This is a genomic window from Noviherbaspirillum sp. ST9, assembly GCF_048799745.1.
Lineage (GTDB): Bacteria > Pseudomonadota > Gammaproteobacteria > Burkholderiales > Burkholderiaceae_D > Noviherbaspirillum.
In genome coordinates, this window is sequence record NZ_JBLWFR010000102.1 from 1 (window position 1) to 661 (window position 661).

At 36.9% G+C, this 661-nt stretch carries 1 protein-coding gene; it reads left to right on the forward strand.

From position 1 onward, the window contains the following. Positions 1-495: hypothetical protein (locus ACNOHI_RS24985; RefSeq protein ID WP_420477429.1), on the forward strand; the 495-nt coding region annotated here is incomplete at its 5' end. Between the last annotated feature and the right edge of the window lie 166 nt (positions 496-661).

Consider the following 661-nt stretch of genomic DNA (forward strand, 5'->3'; position numbering starts at 1 on the left):
GATGTTCCCTTTAAGCGGCCGGCAAGTCTTGCTGCCGACACTTCAGGTTCTTATGAAGTAATCATGCATGCTGTGGAGTTTTACGAGGGGATAGGTAAGAAATATTCCAAAGTACTTCTTCTCCAGCCAACTTCGCCCTTCAGGAAACATGAGGATTTTTACCGAATGGCGGAATTGTATAACAAGGACACAGACATGGTTGTTTCTGTAGGTAAGTCACATCACAATCCATACTTTTCTCTTTTCGAGGAAAACCGGGAAGGTTTTCTGGAAAGATCAAAAAAAGGTAGCTTTAACAGAAGGCAGGACTGTCCGGAAGTTTATTTTTACAATGGATCTATTTATCTGATGAGTATTAATTCACTAAAAAAAATGCCATTGCATCAGTTTACCAGAGTAAAAAAATATGTGATGGATGATTTGTATTGTTTAGATATTGATTCTCCGTTGGACTGGTTGATCTGTGAAACAATTATTAAAAGTGGAATTCTCTAAATATTTGTCTGTTGTTCTGTGTTCACTCTTTCGAATGCATCAATATAGGATTTTATACTTGCATTCAGTATTTTTACGCCGCGTTTGGCAGCATATCTGCTTAATATAAAATAGCTGTAAAATGCTTTCGAAAGTGATGCAAAATAAGCATGAACCCCATAAGATT